This window comes from Streptomyces sp. ISL-94, assembly GCF_018614075.1.
GTDB lineage: Bacteria > Actinomycetota > Actinomycetes > Streptomycetales > Streptomycetaceae > Streptomyces.
This window is the reverse complement of sequence record NZ_JAGGOZ010000013.1, coordinates 41,128-58,355: the sequence shown is the minus strand read 5'-3', so window position 1 is coordinate 58,355 and position 17,228 is coordinate 41,128. Positions and strand designations below refer to the sequence as shown.

The following is a 17,228-nucleotide window of genomic DNA, read 5'->3' as shown; positions in this document are numbered from 1 at the left end:
CCATGAACGACACCCTCGTGAACGACTGCACCCGCTACACCACCGGCGAGCCCATCGCCGACACCAAGGCCCCCGAAGGCCCGATCGCGGACCGCTGGGACCGCCGCCGCTTCGAGGCCAAGCTCGTCAACCCGGCCAACCGCCGCAAGCACACCATCATCGTCGTCGGCACCGGCCTGGCGGGCGGTGCCGCCGGCGCGACCCTCGCCGAGCAGGGCTACCACGTCGTCCAGTTCTGCTTCTCCGACTCGCCGCGCCGCGCCCACTCCATCGCCGCCCAGGGCGGCATCAACGCCGCCAAGAACTACCGCAACGACGGTGACTCCGTGCACCGCCTCTTCTACGACACCGTCAAGGGCGGCGACTTCCGCGCCCGCGAGTCCAACGTCCACCGCCTCGCCCAGATCTCCGTCGAGATCATCGACCAGTGCGTGGCCCAGGGCGTCCCCTTCGCCCGCGAGTACGGCGGCCTCCTCGACACCCGCTCCTTCGGCGGAGTCCAGGTCTCCCGCACCTTCTACGCCCGCGGCCAGACGGGCCAGCAGCTGCTCCTCGGCGCTTACCAGGCCCTGTCCCGGCAGATCGCCGCCGGCAACGTCGAGATGCACGCCCGCACCGAGATGCTCGACCTGATCGTCGTCGACGGAGTGGCCCGCGGCATCGTGGCCCGCGACCTGGTCAGCGGCCAGATCTCCTCCTACTACGCGGACGCGGTGGTGCTGGCGAGCGGCGGCTACGGCAACGTCTTCTACCTCTCCACCAACGCCATGAACTCCAACGCGACCGCCGTCTGGCGGGCGCACCGGCGCGGCGCGTACTTCGCCAATCCCTGCTTCACCCAGATCCACCCCACCTGCATCCCGCGCACCGGCGACCACCAGTCCAAGCTCACCCTGATGAGCGAGTCCCTGCGCAACGACGGCCGCATCTGGGTCCCCAAGGCCAAGGGCGACCACCGCCCCGCGGCCGAGATCCCCGAAGCGGAGCGCGACTACTACCTGGAGCGGATCTACCCCTCCTTCGGCAACCTCGTCCCTCGCGACATCGCCTCCCGCGCCGCCAAGAACGTCTGCGACGAGGGCCGCGGCGTCGGCCCCGGCGGCCAGGGCGTCTACCTCGACTTCGCCGACGCCATCCGCCGCATGGGCCGGGACAAGGTCGCCGAGAAGTACGGCAACCTCTTCGAGATGTACGAGCGGATCACCGCGGAGAACCCGTACGAGGTACCCATGCGCATCTACCCCGCCGTGCACTACACGATGGGCGGCCTCTGGGTCGACTACGACCTCCAGACCACCGTGCCCGGACTCTTCGCCATCGGCGAGGCCAACTTCTCCGACCACGGGGCCAACCGCCTCGGCGCCTCCGCCCTGATGCAGGGCCTCGCCGACGGGTACTTCGTGCTGCCGTCCACGATCAACGACTACCTGGCCCGCCATCCGCACCGGGAGAGCGTGGACGACAGCCACCCCGAGGCGCTGGCCACCGTACGCGAAACCCGCGAGCGGCTCGCGAAGCTGCTCGCCGTCGACGGCGACCGCACCCCCGACTCCTTCCACCGCGAGATCGGTGAACTGATGTGGGAGTACTGCGGGATGGCCCGCACCGAGGAGGGCCTGCGCAAGGCCCTCGACCGGATCCCCGAAATCCGCGGCGAGTTCTGGCGGCGGATCAAGGTCCCGGGCACGGGGGAGGAGTTCAACCAGTCGCTGGAGAAGGCCAACCGCATCGTCGACTACCTGGAACTCGCCGAGCTGATGTGCCTCGACGCGCTCGCCCGCGCCGAATCCTGCGGCGGCCACTTCCGCGAGGAGTCCCAGACACCGGACGGCGAGGCCGAGCGGCGCGACGAGGAGTTCTCGTACGCCGCCGCCTGGGAGTTCGCCGGTACCGGCGCCGCACCCGTCCTGCACAAGGAAGACCTCGTCTTCGAGTACGTCCACCCCACCCAGCGGAGCTACGCATGAAGCTCACCCTGCGCGTCTGGCGCCAGCACAACCCCGACGCCCCCGGCGCCATGGCCACCTACGAGGTCGACGGAATCTCGAAGGACATGTCCTTCCTGGAGATGCTCGACACCCTCAACGAGGACCTCATCGTCCGCGGCGAGGACCCGGTCGCCTTCGACCACGACTGCCGCGAGGGCATCTGCGGCGCGTGCAGCCTCGTCATCAACGGCGACGCCCACGGACCGGAGCGCACCACCACCTGCCAGCTCCACATGCGGTCCTTCGCCGACGGCGACACCATCGACGTCGAGCCGTGGCGCGCCTCGGCCTTCCCGGTGGTCAAGGACCTCGTGGTCGACCGCGGCGCCTTCGACCGCATCATCCAGGCAGGCGGCTACATCACCGCGCCGACCGGGGCCGCGCCCGAGGCGCACGCCACCGCCGTGCCCAAGGCCGACGCCGACCACGCCTTCGAGCACGCCGAGTGCATCGGCTGCGGTGCGTGCGTGGCGGCCTGCCCGAACGGCTCGGCGATGCTCTTCACCTCCGCCAAGGTCAACCACCTGGGCGTCCTCCCGCAGGGCTCGCCCGAGCGCGAGAGCCGCGTGCTGGACATGGTGGCCAGGATGGACGAGGAGGGCTTCGGCGGCTGCACCCTGACCGGCGAATGCGCAACGGCCTGCCCGAAGGGCATCCCGCTGCCGTCGATCGCCGCCATGAACAAGGAGTGGCTGAGGGCGGTCCGCAAGGGCTGACCGCGGCGGGCCCCGGCGGTCCCTGCGGGCCCCGGCGGTCCCGGCAGTCCCCGGCCCGGGCCGCCCGTACGAGCGCCCGGCCGCCGGACCCCGGCGCGGGCGCCCCGGCCGCCCGAGCCCGGTCTGGCCAACCGAGCCCGGCCCGGCCAACCGAGCCCGAACCGGGCCGCCCGACCCGGCGGACCCGGCCGGGCGTACTCCCCACCCCGAATTCCCGTACGGGCGTCCCGGCCCCAGGCCCGCCGCCTGGGCCGATCGGCTGACCCGATCCGCCGACCGGGCGCTCGTACGGGCCGTACGCCGCGCCGCGCCCCGGCGCTCTGCGGCGCGTGCGGAACAGTGGCCGCATGCCACATGCCTCCGCAGGGTCCGGACCGCGCCGCCGCAGCGTGCTGGCGGCAGCCCTCGCCCCCCTCGCGGCGGCCGGCTGCTCGGCGCAGGAGAATCCCCGCCCCGCGGCCCGTGGCCCGCAGAACGGCCCCGCGGACGCGCTGGTCATGGTGATCCGGCACGCGGAGAAGCCGTACGCCGGTGACACCGGCTGGGACGAGGAGGGCGAGGACGACCCCGGCTCGCTCGCCGGGCGCGGCTGGCGCCGGGCCGAAGAGCTGCCGCGGATCTTTCCGCCCGCCCGCGGCTCCTCGCTGCCCCGCCCCGCCGCAGTCTTCGCGGCCGGCGGCAAGGGCGGCGCAGCCCCCGCGCGGTGCAAGCAGACCGTGGCGGCGCTGGCCGCCGCCCTGCACACCCCCGTCCGCACCGAGTTCGGCCTCGGCGCCGAACCGGCCCTCGCCCACGCCGTGCTGGCCGCGCCCATGCCCGTACTCGTCTGCTGGGAGCACACCGGCATCCCCCGCCTGGTCGGCGCCCTCGGAGTCCACCACGTCCTCGGCGTCCCCGCGGCCTGGCCCGACCGCTACGACCTCGTCTGGCAGTTCACCCGCCGCCAGGGGCAGTGGAGCTTCCGCGAACTGCCGCAGCACCTTCTGCCGGGTGACGCCTGAGCCTCAGGGCCAGCGGATCAGTTCGTTCCCGGACGCGTCCTCGATGATCGTCAGATCGCCGTTCGCCCAGACCACCAGCGTGTCCGGGTGGTGGTCCAGCTGAAAGGGCTCGTTGGGCACGGTGGTGCCCGACCAGGGCCGGTCGCTGCCGGGGGTGCCGACGGTCACGACCGTCACCGTTTCGCCCGGCTCCACACATTCGTCCCAGGCCCACGGTTCGAGAATGAGCGTCAACCGCTCCTGCCCGCTGTTCGTCACGGGGAGGCGCGCGACCGGCGCCGCCGGATCGATCGGCTCCGGTGCGGCTTCCTCCACGGGAAGCGCGGCGCTCTCCCCCTGAGCGGCGGCGGTCTCGCCCGCCGCCGGGGCCGGGTCCCCCAGGCGTCTCCAGAACATCCGGGCAGCCTATCCGTCCTCCTCCCGGCCGGCTTCGACGGCCCGCGCGAGATACCCCGCCGTACGGCTGCCCTCGGCGTGCGCCACCTCCTCCGGGGTACCCGCCGCGACGATCCGGCCGCCCTCCGCGCCCCCGCCCGGCCCCAGGTCCAGGACCCAGTCCGCGCCCGCCACCACCTCCATGTCGTGCTCCACGACCACCACCGAGTGCCCGGCGTCCACCAGCCCGTGCAACTGCCGCAGCAGCACCCGCACATCGGCCGGATGCAGCCCGGCCGTCGGCTCGTCCAGCAGGTACAGCGTGTGGTCCCGGCGCAGCCTCTGGAGCTCCGCGGCCAGCTTGATCCGCTGAGCCTCGCCGCCCGACAGCTCGGTCGCCGGCTGCCCCAGCCGCAGATATCCCAGCCCGATCTCCTCCAGCGCCCGCAGGCTGCGCGCCGCCGCCGGGACCTCCGCGAAGAAGCCGGCCGCCGACTCCACCGTCAGGCCCAGCACCTCCGCGATGTTCAGCCCGGCGTACCGGACCTCCAGGGTCTCGGCGTTGTAGCGGGCACCTCCGCACTCCGGGCACGGGGCGTAGGTACGGGGCAGGAACAGCAGCTCCACCGAGACGAAACCCTCGCCCTGGCAGGTCTCGCACCGGCCGCCCGCCACGTTGAAGGAGAACCGGCCCGCCTTCCAGCCGCGCGCCCGCGCCTCCGGCGCCGCCGTGAACAGCCGCCGCACCACGTCGAACAGACCCGTGTACGTGGCCAGGTTGGAGCGCGGCGTCCGGCCGATCGGCTTCTGGTCCACCTCCACCAGCCGCCGTACCGGAAAGTCGGGCTCCGTGAGCCGCTCGCCCACCTCCCGCGCCAGTACCTGGCCCACCAGCGTGGACTTCCCCGACCCGGACACCCCGGTCACCGCCGTGAACACCCCGAGCGGGAACTCGGCGTCCACATCCCGCAGGTTGTGCCGGTCGACGCCGCTGAGCCGCACCGCCCCCGTCGCCTTCCGTACCGGCCTCGTCCGCGCAGGCACCTCGCCCCCCGTGAAGAGGTGCCGCGCTGTCGCCGACTCCGCTACGCCGGCCAGCCCTTGCGGCGGACCGCTGTACAGCACCCGCCCGCCGTGCTCCCCGGCCAGCGGCCCCACGTCCACCAGCCAGTCCGCATGCCGCACCACGTCCAGGTGGTGCTCCACGACGAAGACCGTGTTCCCCGCCTCCTTCAGCCGGTCCAGTACGCCGAGCAGCGCCTCGGTGTCCGCCGGGTGCAGCCCCGCCGACGGCTCGTCCAGGACGTACACCACCCCGAACAGCCCCGACCGCAGCTGGGTGGCCAGCCGCAGCCGCTGGAGCTCGCCCGCGGACAGGGTGGGCGCGGTGCGGTCCAGGCTCAGGTAGCCGAGCCCGAGCTCTACGACGGGCCCGATACGGGAGCGCAGGTCCTCGGCGAGCACCCGCGCCGCCTCCCCGTCCGGACGCGCTGCGGCGAGTACGCCGTCCAGGCCGGTCAGCGGCAGTGCCGCCAGCTCGGCGATGCCGCGGCCCGCGAAGGTCACGGCCAGCGCCTCAGGCCGCAGCCGCCGCCCCTCGCACGCCGGGCACGGCGCATCGGCGAGGAACCTCTCGGCGCGGGCCCGCAGGGTGGCGCTCTTGCTGTCCGCGAAGGTCCGCATCACGTAGCGGTGGGCGCTCATGTAGGTGCCCTGGTAGGGCCGTTGGATCCGCTCTGCCTCCCGCACCGGGTGCACGGTGACCACCGGCTGCTCCTCGGTGAACAGGATCCACTCGCGGTCCTTCGCCGGCAGCTCCCGCCACGGCCGGTCCACGTCATGGCCCAGCGCCTCCAGGATGTCCCGCAGGTTCTTGCCCTGCCAGGCGCCCGGCCACGCGGCGATGGCCCCCTGACGGATCGACAGCCCGGCGTCCGGTACGAGGAGTTCCTCGCTGGTGCGGTGGATCCGGCCCAGTCCGTGGCACGAAGGGCAAGCCCCCGCCGTGGTGTTGGGGGAGAAGGCGTCGGAGTCGAGCCGCTGCGCTCCCGGGGGATGGGTGCCGGCCCGGGAGTACAGCATCCGCAGGGAGTTGGACAGCAGGGTCACCGTGCCGACGGAGGAGCGCGAGCCGGGGGAGGAGCGGCGCTGCTCCAGGGAGACGGCGGGCGGCAGCCCGGTCACGGAGTCCACCTTCGGCGCGCCGATCTGGTGGATGAGGCGGCGGGCGTACGGGGCCACGGACTCGAAGTACCGGCGCTGGGCCTCGGCGTAGAGCGTGCCGAAGGCGAGCGAGCTCTTCCCGGAGCCGGAGACGCCGGTGAACACGGTCAGCGCGTCGCGCGGGATGTCCACGTCCACGCCGCGCAGGTTGTGCTCCCGGGCGCCCCGGACCCGTACGAAGAGGTCGTGGGCTGGGGAGGGCTCGGCGGCGCGGCGATCCGGGGAGTGGTGCATTCGCCCCAGTTTAGAGGCCCGTGATCCGCGCCAGCCTGCGGTAGGAGTCGAGCAGCGCCGTCCGGTCGTAGGTGGAGGTGGTGACCAGCAGCTCGTCCGCCCCGGTGAGCCCGGCCACCTCGGCCAGTTCGGCCGCGACCTGCTCCCCGGTGCCGTGGATGTGCCCGGCCAGCGCGCCCTCGTACAGCTCCCGCTCCTTGGGGGTCATGGTCAGGGCCTCGATTTCCTCGGCCGGGCGGAGCGGCGGGAAGCTGCCGCGGGTGCGCGAATAGGCGAGGGACCACGCCTCCGGGACCAGGATGCGCCGGGCCTCCTCCGGCGTGCCGGCCACCGCCACCGTCCCGGAGACCACGACGTACGGCTCCGCGCCCCACGCCGAAGGCCGGAACTCCTCGCGGTACGTCCCCACCACCTCGATGACCCTGCCGCGGGCCCGCAGGTCCCCCACCACCAGCGGCAGCCCGGCCCGGGCGGCGATCCCGGCCCCCTCGCCGGTGGCCAGTACGTAGGCCGGTATCCGCAGCCCCTCGGCGGGTCGGGCGTGCACCTCCGGATGGGCCTGCTGGCTTCCGTCGAGCCAGCCCAGCAGCTCGTCCAGCTGCTCCTCGAACCGGTCGGCGTCGCCGGTGTCACGGCCCAGGGCCCGCCGGATCCCGTTGGTGAAGCCGACCGAACGGCCGAGCCCCATGTCGATCCGCCCGGGGAACAGCGCCTCCAGGACCCCGAACTGCTCCGCGACCACCAGCGGCTGGTGGTTGGGCAGCATGACCCCGCCCGTGCCGACCCGGATCCGCCGGGTCGCCCCGGCCACGGCGGCGGCCAGCACGGTGGGTGCGGAGCCGGCGACCCCGGGCACGCTGTGGTGCTCCGACACCCAGAACCGGTGGTAGCCGAGCTCCTCGGCCACGCGGGCCAGCTCCACGGTGTCGCGCAGGGCCTGCGGGGCCCCGTACCCCTCGCGGGTGCGGGACCGGTCGAGTATCGAGAGTGTTCGGATCACACACGTCTCAACGTCCGGGGGCCGTCAGGATTCCCGGCCCGTGCCCCTGTGCCCAGGCCGTCTAGGGTTGCCGGATGAGCGAGAACACGCGCCGGCCGCTGGCACTCTTCGACATCGACAACACCCTCGCGGACACCGGTCACCGCCAGCACTTCCTGGAGCGCCGCCCGCGCGACTGGGCCGGCTTCTTCGGTGCGGCCCCCGCCGATCCGCCGCTCGGGCGCGGGGTGGCGCTGGCGGTGGCGGTGGAGAGCGCGGCCGACTGCGAGGTGGTCTACCTGACCGGCCGCCCGGAGCGGTGCCGCGCGGACACGGTGGACTGGCTCGCCCGGCACGGTCTGCCCGAGGGCCGGGTGTGGATGCGCGGGAACCAGGACCGGCGGCCGGCCCGGACGACCAAGCTGGAGGTGCTCCAGCGGATCGCCCGGGGCCGGGAGGTGCGCATGTTCGTGGACGACGACGAGCTGGTCGTCCAGGCGGCGCGCGCGGCGGGCTTCCGGGTGGTCCTCGCGGACTGGGCGGCGGAGGCACCCGAGCTCAAGGACGCCCAGGAGAATGAAGGCCGGACCTGAGCGCGGCGCCGGGGGACGGGCGACCCCGGATGGGAGCGGCGGGGACCGGCTCAGTCCTCGCCGTCGAGGCGGAAGCCGACCTTGAGCCCCACCTGGTAGTGGGCGATCTCGCCGTTCTCGATGTGCCCGCGCACCTGGACGACCTCGAACCAGTCCAGGTTCCGCACGGTCTGCCCTGCCCGGGCGATCCCGTTGCGGATGGCCTGATCGATGCCCTCGTGGGAGGTGCCGACGATCTCGGTCACCCGGTACGTGTGATTGGACATGGGGGTCTCCCGACAGTGGGTGGCTAGGGCCAGGTTCTACGGTGCCCCAGTAAGTCCGGCTCCGCGAGCTTTGCGTGAACAATCCGGAGCGAAAGTCCCTTGACCGGCCCATTGGTCTATGCCAATTTCAAGCCATCTGACATCGACCCACCAGAAGGTGACCTTCGTGAAGATGCGCTTCCTCGCCGTGTGCACCGCACTCGCGGCCGCGACCACCCTGACGGGATGCAGCCAGTTGGCCGGCCAGGGCGGAGGTACGCAGAAGGTGACGCTCTGGCTGATGAAGGGCAGCGCCTCGGAGGACTTCACCGACAAGTTCACCGACACCTTCGAGAAGGAGCACCCCGGCGTCGACCTGGAGGTCAGGATCCAGGAATGGACGGGCATCGGCGAGAAGGTCAACGCCGTGCTGAAGGGCACCGGCAAGGAGGGCGCGGACGTCATCGAGGTCGGCAACACCCAGGTGGCCCAGTACATCGAGACCGGCGGCCTCTCCGAACTGACCCTCGAAGGCCTGCGCCAGTGGGGCAACAAGGACTGGCTCAGGGGCCTTTCCGACCCGGGAAGCGTCAACGGCGCCCAGTACGGCGTGCCGTGGTACGCCGCGAACCGGGTCGTGATCTACAACAAGGACCTCTTCGCGAGCGCCGGGATCAAGTCGGTGCCCAAGAGCCGCGCCGAGTGGATCCAGACCACCCAGAAGCTCGACAAGGGCGACCAGCAGGGCATCTACCTCGCCGGTCAGAACTGGTACGTCCTCGCCGGCTTCATCTGGGACGAGGGCGGCGAACTCGCCGTCGAGACCGGCGGCCGTTGGACCGGCACCCTGGACGACGAGAAGGCCCTGGCCGGCATGGACTTCTACAAACAGCTCCAGGGCCTCGGCGACGGCCCCAAGGACGCCGACGAGGAGACGCCGCCGCAGTCCGAGGTCTTCGCCCGCGGCCGGGTCGCCCAGATCATCGCCCCGCCCGGGCAGGCCGCCGCGATCGAGGAGGCCAACCCCACCCTCAAGGGCAAGCTGGGCTTCTTCCCGATCCCCGGCAAGACCTCCGACAAGGTCGGCTCCGTGCTGACCGGCGGCTCCGACCTGATCATCCCGGAGCGCACGAAGCAGCGCAAGCACGCGGTCGACGTGATCACCGCACTGGTCAGCGAGAAGTGGCAGACCGAACTCGCCCGCACGATGAGCTACGTACCGAACAAGACCAGCCTCGCCCACGTCGTCGAAGGCAACGAGGGCGCCACCAGCATGGTCCCCGGAGCCGCCCAGGGCCGGGCCACCCCGAACTCCGCGCGCTGGGCCGAGATCGAGGCCAAGAACCCGATCAAGCCCTTCATGACGGCCGTCCTCACCGGCCAGGACCCCAAGCAGGCGGCAGGCACAGCCTCCGAGACGATCAGCAAGGTGCTCAGCTCCGACCGCTGAGCCGGGCCGGCCCGCGCCGGACCCGGGGGGCGGCGTCTTGTTCAGCGTCCGCACATCCGAGGGCCGCTGAGCGGTCATGTCGAATCCAGCCGGTCACGGAAGAAGTAAGGGAGCCAGGCCACACACCTGCCGGCCTGGCCCACCGTGCCCGGTTCAGGAGCCGCCATGACCATCGCACCCCTGTCCCTGTCCCCGTCCCCGTCCCCCGTTCTCCCCACCGCCCCGGTCGCCACCCCCGCGGTCCCGGTCCAGGTCCCGGTCCAGGCCCCCGCTGCCGCCCCCGCCCCGGGCCCCCGCTACGCCGTCCGCCTCGCCCGCGACGAGGCCGAGGTGCGCGCCGCCCAGCGCCTGCGCCACCAGGTCTTCGCCGGTGAGCTGGGCGCCCGCCTGGACGGGCCCGAGCCCGGCCTCGACTCGGACGCCTTCGACGCGTACTGCGACCACCTCCTCGTCGTCGAGGAGGAGACCGAGCAGGTCGTCGGCACCTACCGGCTGCTGCCCCCCGAGCGCGCCGCCGTCGCCGGACGCCTCTACGCCGAGGGCGAGTTCGACCTCTCGGCCCTCGCCCCCATCCGCCCCGGACTCGTCGAGGCCGGCCGCTCCTGCGTCCACCCCGACCACCGCAACGGCGCCGTCATCGCCCTCGTCTGGGCCGGCCTCGCCCGCTACATGGACCGCTCCGGGCACAACTGGCTCTCCGGCTGCTGCTCGATACCGCTCGCCGACGGCGGGCTGCTGGCCGCCGCCACCCGCGAGGCCGCCCTGGCCCGCGCCCTCGCCCCCAAGGAGTACCGGGTCACCCCGCACCTGCTCTGGAACCCCGCGGGCATCGCCTTCCCCGCCCGCATGGAGCTGCCCCCGCTGCTGCGCGGCTACCTGCGCCTCGGCGCATGGGTCTGCGGAGAGCCCGCCCTCGACGCGGGGTTCGGCTGCGCGGACCTGTACGTGCTGCTCTCCCTGCGCCGCACGAACCCGCGCTACCTCAAGCACTTCCTCTCGCTCGCCCCGGGCGCATGAGCGTATGGCTGCCCACCTCGCCCTGCACCCCCGAGGCCTGCGCCGGCCACGAGGGGGGCACCGCGAGCATCCCGCGCGCGGTGCTCCGGCTCGCCGCCGCCGTCTCCCTGCTCCTCGCCGGGATCCTGGGCGCCCCGCCGGTCCGGCTGCTGCCGGCCCGCCCCCGCCACGCGGTGGTGCGGGCCTGGTCGGCGGCGCTGGTTCGGGCCTTCGGGATACGGATCACCGTGCACGGGGGCCCCGGCCCCGACGGCGGCCGCCTCGTCGTCGCCAACCACATCTCCTGGCTGGACATCCCGCTCGTCGCCGCCGTCCTGCCCTGCCGGATGCTGGCCAAGAGCGACATCCGGGCCTGGCCGGTCCTCGGCCGGCTCGCCGGGCGGGCCGGGACCCTGTTCATCGAACGCGACCGGCTCCGCGCCCTGCCCGACACCGTCGCGGCCGTCACCCGCGTGCTGCTGGCCGGCGACCGGGTCACCGTCTTCCCCGAGGGCTCCACCTGGTGCGGGCGCGCCCGGGGCACCTTCCGCCGGGCCGCCTTCCAGTCGGCTCTGGACGCGCGGGTCCCCGTACAGCCCGTGTGCCTCGCCTACCTGCGGGACGAGGGGGACACGGCCGGGGAGCCGGCCTTCGTCGGGGACGACCCGCTGACCGCCTCGCTCTGGCGGATCGCCCGGGCCCGCGGGGTGCGGGCCGAGGTCAGACTGCTGCCGCGGATCCCGCCGGGCCGGTACGCGGACCGGCGGGACCTCGCGGCCGCGGCTCAGGAGGCCGTCGCCACGGCCGTCACCTCACCACCGCTGCCCGGCATCCCCGCTCAGGCCGCCGGGTCGGCGTCGTCATCGTCGCCCACGCCCACGCCGACGCCCCCGCCCACGCCCCCGCCGCCGTCGCCGTCGCCGTCGGCGACCGAGAGCGACAGCGCGAAGCGGCCCGCGGCATCCGTCCACCATTGGGTCAACTCCAGCCCGGCGGCAGCCAGTTCCTTGCGCAAGCCCTCCTGACGGAACTTCGCGGAGATCTCCGTCAGGATCTCCTCGCCCGCCTCGAACGGCACCACCAGATCCAGCGCCCGGATCTTCACCAGCACCTCCGACCGGGCCCGCAGCCGCATCTCGATCCACTCCTGCTCCCGGTTCCACACCGCCGCGTGCGCGAAGTCGGCGGTGTGGAAGTCCGCGCCCAGCTCCCGGTCGATGACGGCCAGCACGTTCTTGTTGAACTCGGCCGTCACGCCCTGCGCGTCGTCGTACGCCGCCACCAGCACGGCCTCGTCCTTGACCAGGTCCGTGCCGATCAGCAGCGCGTCCCCGGGCGACAGCATCGCCCGTACGGACGCCAGGAAGACCGCCCGCTCCGGCGGCAGCAGATTCCCGATCGTGCCGCCAAGGAACACCACCAGCCGGGGCCCGGGGGACTCCGGCAGGCGCAGGGCGCCGGTGAAGTCGGCCAGCAGCGCGTGCACCCGCAGCCCGGGATGCGCCGCCAGCAGGGTCTGCGCCGCGCCGCGCAGGGCGCTCTCGCTCACGTCCACCGGGATGTAGGTGTCCAGCGCGGGCAGCGCCTCGATCAGGTGCCGGGTCTTCTCCGAGGAACCGGACCCCAGCTCCACCAGCGTCCGCGCCCCGCTCACCGAGGCGATCTCCTGCGCCCGCTCCAGCAGGATCTCCCGCTCCGCGCGCGTGGGGTAGTACTCGGGCAACCGGGTGATCTGCTCGAAGAGTTCACTGCCCCGCGCGTCGTAGAACCACTTGGGGGGCAGCACCTTGGGGGTGTGCGTCATCCCGTGCAGTACGTCCGCGCGCAGCGCGGTCTCGGCGGCGTGCTCGTCGAGGGTCCGGGTCAACTGGAAGTCACTCACTGGCGCTCCTTCTCCCTCAGCGGGGTCTCCTTGAGCGGGGTCAGGTCGACCCGGGTACGGGTGGCGGTCAGCAGGGTCAGGTCGGGAACTTCACACCAGCGGGCATCGTCGTCGTAGGGCTCGGACGCCACCACCACGCGGTGCGCCTCCGCGTCGGCCAGGTACCAGAGCGAATCGCCCCAGGCCGTAGCGGCGATCGTGACGCCGTCCGTCAGCAGCAGGTTCAGCCGGGAGCCGGGGGCCGCCTCGGCCAGTTCCCTGACCGTCTCGGCCAGCGCCGTGCCGGGAGCGTCCCCCGAGCGCAGCCGGTGCAGGACCAGCGCCCAGACCAGCGCCGAATCCGTGCGCGCGGCCAGCTGGAGCAGTTCCTCGGGCGGCAGGCCGAGCGCGAGCGGAGCCGCCGAGTCCGGCCAGTCCCGCACCGAGCCGTTGTGGCTGAACAGCCACGGCCCGTCCGCGAACGGCGCCGCCGCGGCCTCCCCGTCGGCGCCCGGCCGCGTGCCATCGCGTACGGCGGCCAGCGCGGCGCCGCTGCGGACCACACGGGCGAGATCGGTGAAGGCCAGGTCCGCCCAGATGGGCCCGGACCGGCGGTAGCGCGCGGGAACGGGATCGCCCTCCGCGTACCAGCCGACCCCGAAGCCGTCGGCGTTGACGGTGCCGCTGCGCTGGCGGCGGGGCTCCCAGGCCTGGCGCACCAGCGAGTGCTTGGGCTCGCTCAGCAGCCTTCCCAGGGGTATCTCCGCTCCCAGGTAAGCGAGATGACGGCACATCAGACGTCCCTCGCGGTGCGGAAGCCGGAGAAGATCTGCCGCCGGACGGGCAGGTCCCAGTTGCGGAAGGTGCCCCGGCAGGCCACCGGGTCCACCGCGAAGGAACCGCCGCGCAGGACCTTGTGCTCCGGACCGAAGAACACCTCCGAGTACTCGCGGTACGGGAAGGCCCGGAATCCCGGATACGGCAGGAAATCGGAGGCCGTCCACTCCCACACGTCGCCGATGAGCTGGCGCACCCCCAGCGGGGAGGCGCCGGCCGGATAGCTGCCCGCGCGGGCCGGGCGCAGGTGGCGCTGGCCCAGATTGGCGTGCGCCGGGGTCGGGTCGGCGTCGCCCCACGGGTAGCGGGTCGAGCGGCCGCTCGCCGGATCGTGCCGGGCGGCCTTCTCCCACTCCGCCTCCGTGGGCAGCCGGCGTCCCGCCCAGCGGGCGTAGGCGTCGGCCTCGTACCAGCTGACGTGCACCACCGGCTCCGTGTCGGGCACCGGCTCGGTCACCCCGAAGCGGCGGCGCAGCCACTGGCCGGCCTCCCGGTGCCAGAACAGGGGTGCCCCGATGCCGTGTTGGCGGATCTGCTCCCAGCCCGCCGCCGCCCACCAGCGCTCGTCCTGGTAGCCGCCGTCGGCGATGAAGGCCAGGTACGCGCCGTTCGTCACCGGCGCCGCGTCGATCCAGAACGGCGCCGTCTCCCGGGTGTGGGCCGGCCGCTCATTGTCCAGCGACCACGGCTCGGTGGAGGTGCCCATGGTGAACGGGCCGCCGGGGACGAGGGCTTCGGCTGCGGGTGGCGGGTCGTACGGCGCGTCCGGGTCCGGGGCGGTCAGCACGGCTGGGCCCCGTCGGAGCTGATGGGTGATCAACATGGTCTCGTCGTGCTGCTGTTCGTGCTGGGCGATCAGGCCGAAGGCGAAGCCGTCGTCGAGGAGCGCACTGCCCTCCAGCGGCGTGTGCTCCAGCAGGTCGAAGACCCGGCCGCGCACTTCGGCCGCGTACCGGCGGGCCTCGGCGGGCCCGAGCAGGGGGAGGTTCGGCCGCTCGGAGCGGGAGTGCTGGAAGGCGTCGTAGAGGGAGTTGATCTCGGGGCGCATGAAGTCGCGCCCGGCGACGCGGCGCAGCAGCCAGAGCTCCTCCTGGTTCCCGATGTGCGCCAAGTCCCAGACCAGCGGGGACATGAGGGGGGAGTGCTGCGCGGTGAGGTCCTCATCGGTCACGGTGTCGGTGAGCACGGCGGTACGGGCGCGCGCGGCGGTCAGGGCGGCGGCCGCCCGTTCCCGCAGGCCGGGCTGGGATCCGGTGGTCACGGGCGGGCCTCCTTCCCGGTGGCCGGGCGGTGGGATGGGGAGTGGCGGCGGGCGTGGTGGTCGGGCAGCTGGTCAGGGCGCCGCTCGGGTCGCCGGTCGGGCCGCTGGTCGGGCCGCTGGACGGGCGGGTCGTCGGCCGGGCAGCGGCCGCGCAGGACGTACCGCTCGGTGAAGGCGCCGACCGTGTCCCGGACGTGGGCGCTCGCGCCGAGGCGCGGCAGCGCCTCGCCGGCGGCCAGGAAGCAGGCCTTGGCGGCCGCCCGGAGCTCTGGATCGGCCGGCCCGTGCCGGGCCGCCGACCGCCAGAGCGGATTGCGGGGCGCGGGCCGGGTCCCGTACGTGTCGGCCAGCGCCTTGGCCACGCGGTACGCGGTCTCGGCGGCCTCCGGATCGTCGAACAGCGCGTGCACGACGGCGACCGGGACCAGCCAGCCGTCGTCGCCGGGCTGTGCGTCGATCATCCGCAGCTCCAGGTGGCCGCGCGGCCGGACCGGCGGGAACAGCGTGGTCAGGTGGTAGTCCAGGTCCTCCGCGGTGGGGGGCCGCAGCCCGCCCCCGGCGGCCGGGCCGCTCCCGCGCAGCCAGTCGCGGAAGGTCATCCCCCGGGGGCCCGCCCACGTCCCGCCGTCGTACGACCGTACGCACATCACCTCGGTGTCCAGCGCCTGCCGGGTCCAGCCGCCGCGCGGCGCGGCGTCCAGCGGCGGGGCGAGGGCGCGGCGGCTGTCGATGTCCGCCCAGTTACCCTGGCGGGCACTGCGCCAACCGGCGTACGGGCCCTCGTCGGCGGGGGAGTTGGCGAAGGCGGCCACCAGGACCGCGCCCAGCAGGTGGGCCAGCCGCCAGCGCCGGCCGTGGCCGAGCGCGCCGGGCTCCTCGTGCCCGGCGTCCACGCAGACCTGCACGGAGGCAGAGCCGCGCATCATGGAGCGCCCGGCCGGGCCGGTGCGGTCGAAGTAGGCCTCCATCGCGTCGTAGCGCGGGCTGGCCAGCAGCCGGCGGTACGGGCGGCGCCGATCCTGGCCCTCGCCGCGCAGGACCATGCCCTGGGCGGCGAGGGCGGCCCGTACGGCGGTGAGATCGGCCTGCAGCCCGTCCACGCAGCGGGTGAGGGAGCCGGCGGGGGCCGAGCTGAGTTCCAGCTGGCCGCCGGGCTCCACGGTCACCCGGGAGTGCAGGGGCAGGGCCCGGGCGGCGGCGTGCGCGGCGCGCAGCCGCTCGGACGAGAGGGGCTCCTCGGGTCGTTCGGCGTCCACGACCAGCCATTCGAGCTCCGCTCCGAGGAGGCGGGGCGGGCCGGTCTTGAAGCAGATGCCGTGGATCAGATCCTCGGCCTGGGTCTCGGTGATGGATGGTTCGGGTGGGTCCTGTGCCTGTGACATGAGCGGGTCCTCGTCTCCCGTCGTCGGCCGTGACGTCACCCGTGCTTACCCGTCTCCCGGTCAACAATGCCTTTGCCGCCGGAGATCCGAGTACGGAGGAGGGCGGTGTGAGCAGTAGATTGCGTGAGATCGCGCGGGAGAACTCGGACATCCTGGCGGCTGGTGGCTACCGGACGCGGTCGGGACGGCAGGTCTCCCTGGCCGCCGCCCTGGCGGAGGCCAAGGCGGGAACCAGGATATATGGACCAAACCAGGTCATTCCAGACGAAGGGCTCATCGGTGGGGCCGCCCGGACGGCCTTCGAGGTGACGGGCGAGAGCAGCACGGTCGCGGTGCGCAGGCTGGCGGTCGAGGGCTTGGACCAGCCCGCGGGGACGGCCCGGGTGGCCGTGCTGAACTTCGCATCGGCCCGGAATCCGGGGGGCGGCTACGTCCGCGGGGCCAAGGCCCAGGAGGAGGCCCTGTGCCGCGCCTCGGCGCTGTACGAGACGCTGCTGGAGGCTCCGGAGTACGACGAGGTCCACCGCGCGGAGCGCAGCACCTTCTACACCGACCGGGTGATTCACTCGCCCGGGGTGCCCGTTTTCCGGGATGACCGGGGCGCGCTGCTGGAGACGCCCTTCCGGGCCGGTTTCCTCACCTCCCCGGCGCCGAACGCGGGCACGATCCGGCGGCAGGAGCCGCAGCGGGCGTCCGGGATACCGGGGGCGCTGCTGCGGCGCGGGGAACGCGTCCTGGAGGTGGCGGCGCTGGCCGGGTACCAGCGGCTGGTGCTGGGGGCCTGGGGCTGCGGGGTGTTCCAGAACGACCCGGCGGACGTGGCGGAGGCCTTCCGGGCGCTCCTGTCGGGCCGCTTCGCGGACGTCTTCGAGCGGGTCGTGTTCGGCATCCTGGACCGCGACCCGCGCACCCGCGAGCCCTTCGACCGCGCCTTCCCGGCCTGAGCGCCCGCCCGAGCCGGGCCTTCCGAACCCGGTCCTCCCGAATCCGCCCGGGCCGCGCCCCCTCCCGGGCCGCAGCCGGGCCCGCTCGAGCCCCGCACGGGGGGCCGCCGCCGGGGAGCTACGGCGTCCCCGCGTGCGCGAGC

The 17,228-nt window shown here is 73.6% G+C and carries 15 protein-coding genes and 1 pseudogene; 8 read left to right on the top strand and 8 right to left on the bottom strand.

Annotated elements, in window-relative coordinates:
* Positions 1-2: 2 nt before the first annotated feature.
* The 3 genes from J7E94_RS04080 to J7E94_RS04070 all read left to right on the top strand — a co-directional run bounded on the left by J7E94_RS04080 (position 3) and on the right by J7E94_RS04070 (position 3,705).
* Positions 3-1,967, top strand: a complete 1,965-nt coding sequence (locus J7E94_RS04080; protein WP_215012359.1) for a fumarate reductase/succinate dehydrogenase flavoprotein subunit — start codon at positions 3-5, stop codon at positions 1,965-1,967.
* Positions 1,964-2,704: a succinate dehydrogenase/fumarate reductase iron-sulfur subunit gene (locus J7E94_RS04075; protein ID WP_215012358.1), complete on the top strand. Its 741-nt coding sequence runs from the start codon at positions 1,964-1,966 to the stop codon at positions 2,702-2,704. Before J7E94_RS04080 ends, J7E94_RS04075 begins: the two co-directional genes overlap by 4 nt.
* Positions 2,705-3,051: 347 nt before the next feature.
* Complete coding sequence (locus J7E94_RS04070; protein ID WP_251056107.1) at positions 3,052-3,705, top strand: hypothetical protein; 654 nt, start codon at positions 3,052-3,054, stop codon at positions 3,703-3,705.
* Between the two features lie 3 nt (positions 3,706-3,708).
* Here the strand turns inward: J7E94_RS04070 and J7E94_RS04065 are convergent, their stop codons facing one another.
* The 3 genes from J7E94_RS04065 to J7E94_RS04055 are packed head-to-tail and all read right to left on the bottom strand — an operon-like array spanning position 3,709 to position 7,537.
* Positions 3,709-4,101: a hypothetical protein gene (locus J7E94_RS04065; protein ID WP_215012357.1), complete on the bottom strand. Its 393-nt coding sequence runs from the start codon at positions 4,099-4,101 to the stop codon at positions 3,709-3,711.
* A gap of 9 nt (positions 4,102-4,110) precedes the next feature.
* Entirely contained in the window at positions 4,111-6,537 is a 2,427-nt protein-coding gene (locus J7E94_RS04060; RefSeq protein WP_215012356.1) for an excinuclease ABC subunit UvrA, read from the bottom strand.
* Between the two features lie 10 nt (positions 6,538-6,547).
* Positions 6,548-7,537 carry an LLM class flavin-dependent oxidoreductase gene (locus tag J7E94_RS04055; protein WP_215012354.1) on the bottom strand — a complete coding sequence of 330 codons (990 nt, stop codon included), beginning with the start codon at positions 7,535-7,537 and terminating at the stop codon, positions 6,548-6,550.
* Between the two features lie 74 nt (positions 7,538-7,611).
* Between J7E94_RS04055 and J7E94_RS04050 the strand changes: the two genes are divergently transcribed.
* Positions 7,612-8,109 (top strand): hypothetical protein, encoded by a 498-nt coding sequence (locus tag J7E94_RS04050; protein WP_215012353.1) that lies wholly within the window; start codon positions 7,612-7,614, stop codon positions 8,107-8,109.
* 50 nt (positions 8,110-8,159) lie between these two features.
* On the opposite strand, the gene J7E94_RS04045 is transcribed toward J7E94_RS04050, so the two are convergent.
* Positions 8,160-8,375, bottom strand: a complete 216-nt coding sequence (locus J7E94_RS04045; RefSeq protein ID WP_030012846.1) for a dodecin — start codon at positions 8,373-8,375, stop codon at positions 8,160-8,162.
* A gap of 166 nt (positions 8,376-8,541) precedes the next feature.
* Here J7E94_RS04045 and J7E94_RS04040 point away from each other — a divergent pair, with 166 nt between their 5' ends.
* The 3 genes and pseudogenes from J7E94_RS04040 to J7E94_RS35580 form a co-directional block, all read left to right on the top strand.
* On the top strand, positions 8,542-9,804 hold the full coding sequence (locus J7E94_RS04040) for an extracellular solute-binding protein (protein ID WP_374224391.1): 1,263 nt from the start codon (positions 8,542-8,544) through the stop codon (positions 9,802-9,804).
* 165 nt (positions 9,805-9,969) lie between these two features.
* The gene (locus J7E94_RS04035) at positions 9,970-10,821 is read left to right on the top strand and encodes a GNAT family N-acetyltransferase (RefSeq protein ID WP_215012352.1); all 852 of its coding nucleotides are present in this window, start codon (positions 9,970-9,972) and stop codon (positions 10,819-10,821) included.
* Positions 10,818-11,348, top strand: a pseudogene (locus tag J7E94_RS35580) (lysophospholipid acyltransferase family protein); the annotation flags it as partial. The gene J7E94_RS04035 and the pseudogene J7E94_RS35580, both read left to right, overlap by 4 nt.
* Positions 11,349-11,638: 290 nt before the next feature.
* Here J7E94_RS35580 and egtD read toward each other — a convergent pair.
* From egtD to egtA, 4 genes are read right to left on the bottom strand one after another with little or no spacing between them, the layout of a single operon-like run.
* Positions 11,639-12,682 (bottom strand): L-histidine N(alpha)-methyltransferase, encoded by a 1,044-nt coding sequence (egtD, locus tag J7E94_RS04025; protein WP_215012351.1) that lies wholly within the window; start codon positions 12,680-12,682, stop codon positions 11,639-11,641.
* Positions 12,679-13,455, bottom strand: a complete 777-nt coding sequence (gene egtC / locus J7E94_RS04020) for an ergothioneine biosynthesis protein EgtC (RefSeq protein WP_215012350.1) — start codon at positions 13,453-13,455, stop codon at positions 12,679-12,681. Before egtC ends, egtD begins: the two co-directional genes overlap by 4 nt.
* Positions 13,455-14,759 carry an ergothioneine biosynthesis protein EgtB gene (egtB, locus tag J7E94_RS04015; RefSeq protein WP_215012349.1) on the bottom strand — a complete coding sequence of 435 codons (1,305 nt, stop codon included), beginning with the start codon at positions 14,757-14,759 and terminating at the stop codon, positions 13,455-13,457. Before egtB ends, egtC begins: the two co-directional genes overlap by 1 nt.
* On the bottom strand, positions 14,756-16,141 hold the full coding sequence (gene egtA / locus J7E94_RS04010; RefSeq protein WP_215012348.1) for an ergothioneine biosynthesis glutamate--cysteine ligase EgtA: 1,386 nt from the start codon (positions 16,139-16,141) through the stop codon (positions 14,756-14,758). Before egtA ends, egtB begins: the two co-directional genes overlap by 4 nt.
* Before the next feature lie 107 nt (positions 16,142-16,248).
* Between egtA and J7E94_RS04005 the strand changes: the two genes are divergently transcribed.
* Positions 16,249-17,085 (top strand): TIGR02452 family protein, encoded by an 837-nt coding sequence (locus tag J7E94_RS04005; protein WP_215012346.1) that lies wholly within the window; start codon positions 16,249-16,251, stop codon positions 17,083-17,085.
* Positions 17,086-17,228 lie beyond the last annotated feature (143 nt).

Excerpts from the sequence above, each read along its gene's own strand:
- J7E94_RS04075 (WP_215012358.1), top strand. The coding sequence starts at position 1,964 with ATGAAGCTCACCCTGCGCGTCTGGCGCCAGCACAACCCCGACGCCCCC.
- J7E94_RS04065 (WP_215012357.1), bottom strand. The coding sequence starts at position 4,101 with ATGTTCTGGAGACGCCTGGGGGACCCGGCCCCGGCGGCGGGCGAGACC.
- J7E94_RS04035 (WP_215012352.1), top strand. The coding sequence starts at position 9,970 with ATGACCATCGCACCCCTGTCCCTGTCCCCGTCCCCGTCCCCCGTTCTC.
- egtA (WP_215012348.1), bottom strand. The coding sequence starts at position 16,141 with ATGTCACAGGCACAGGACCCACCCGAACCATCCATCACCGAGACCCAG.
- J7E94_RS04080 (WP_215012359.1), top strand. The coding sequence starts at position 3 with ATGAACGACACCCTCGTGAACGACTGCACCCGCTACACCACCGGCGAG.
- egtC (WP_215012350.1), bottom strand. The coding sequence starts at position 13,455 with ATGTGCCGTCATCTCGCTTACCTGGGAGCGGAGATACCCCTGGGAAGG.
- J7E94_RS04060 (WP_215012356.1), bottom strand. The coding sequence starts at position 6,537 with ATGCACCACTCCCCGGATCGCCGCGCCGCCGAGCCCTCCCCAGCCCAC.
- J7E94_RS04050 (WP_215012353.1), top strand. The coding sequence starts at position 7,612 with ATGAGCGAGAACACGCGCCGGCCGCTGGCACTCTTCGACATCGACAAC.
- J7E94_RS04070 (WP_251056107.1), top strand. The coding sequence starts at position 3,052 with ATGCCACATGCCTCCGCAGGGTCCGGACCGCGCCGCCGCAGCGTGCTG.
- J7E94_RS04045 (WP_030012846.1), bottom strand. The coding sequence starts at position 8,375 with ATGTCCAATCACACGTACCGGGTGACCGAGATCGTCGGCACCTCCCAC.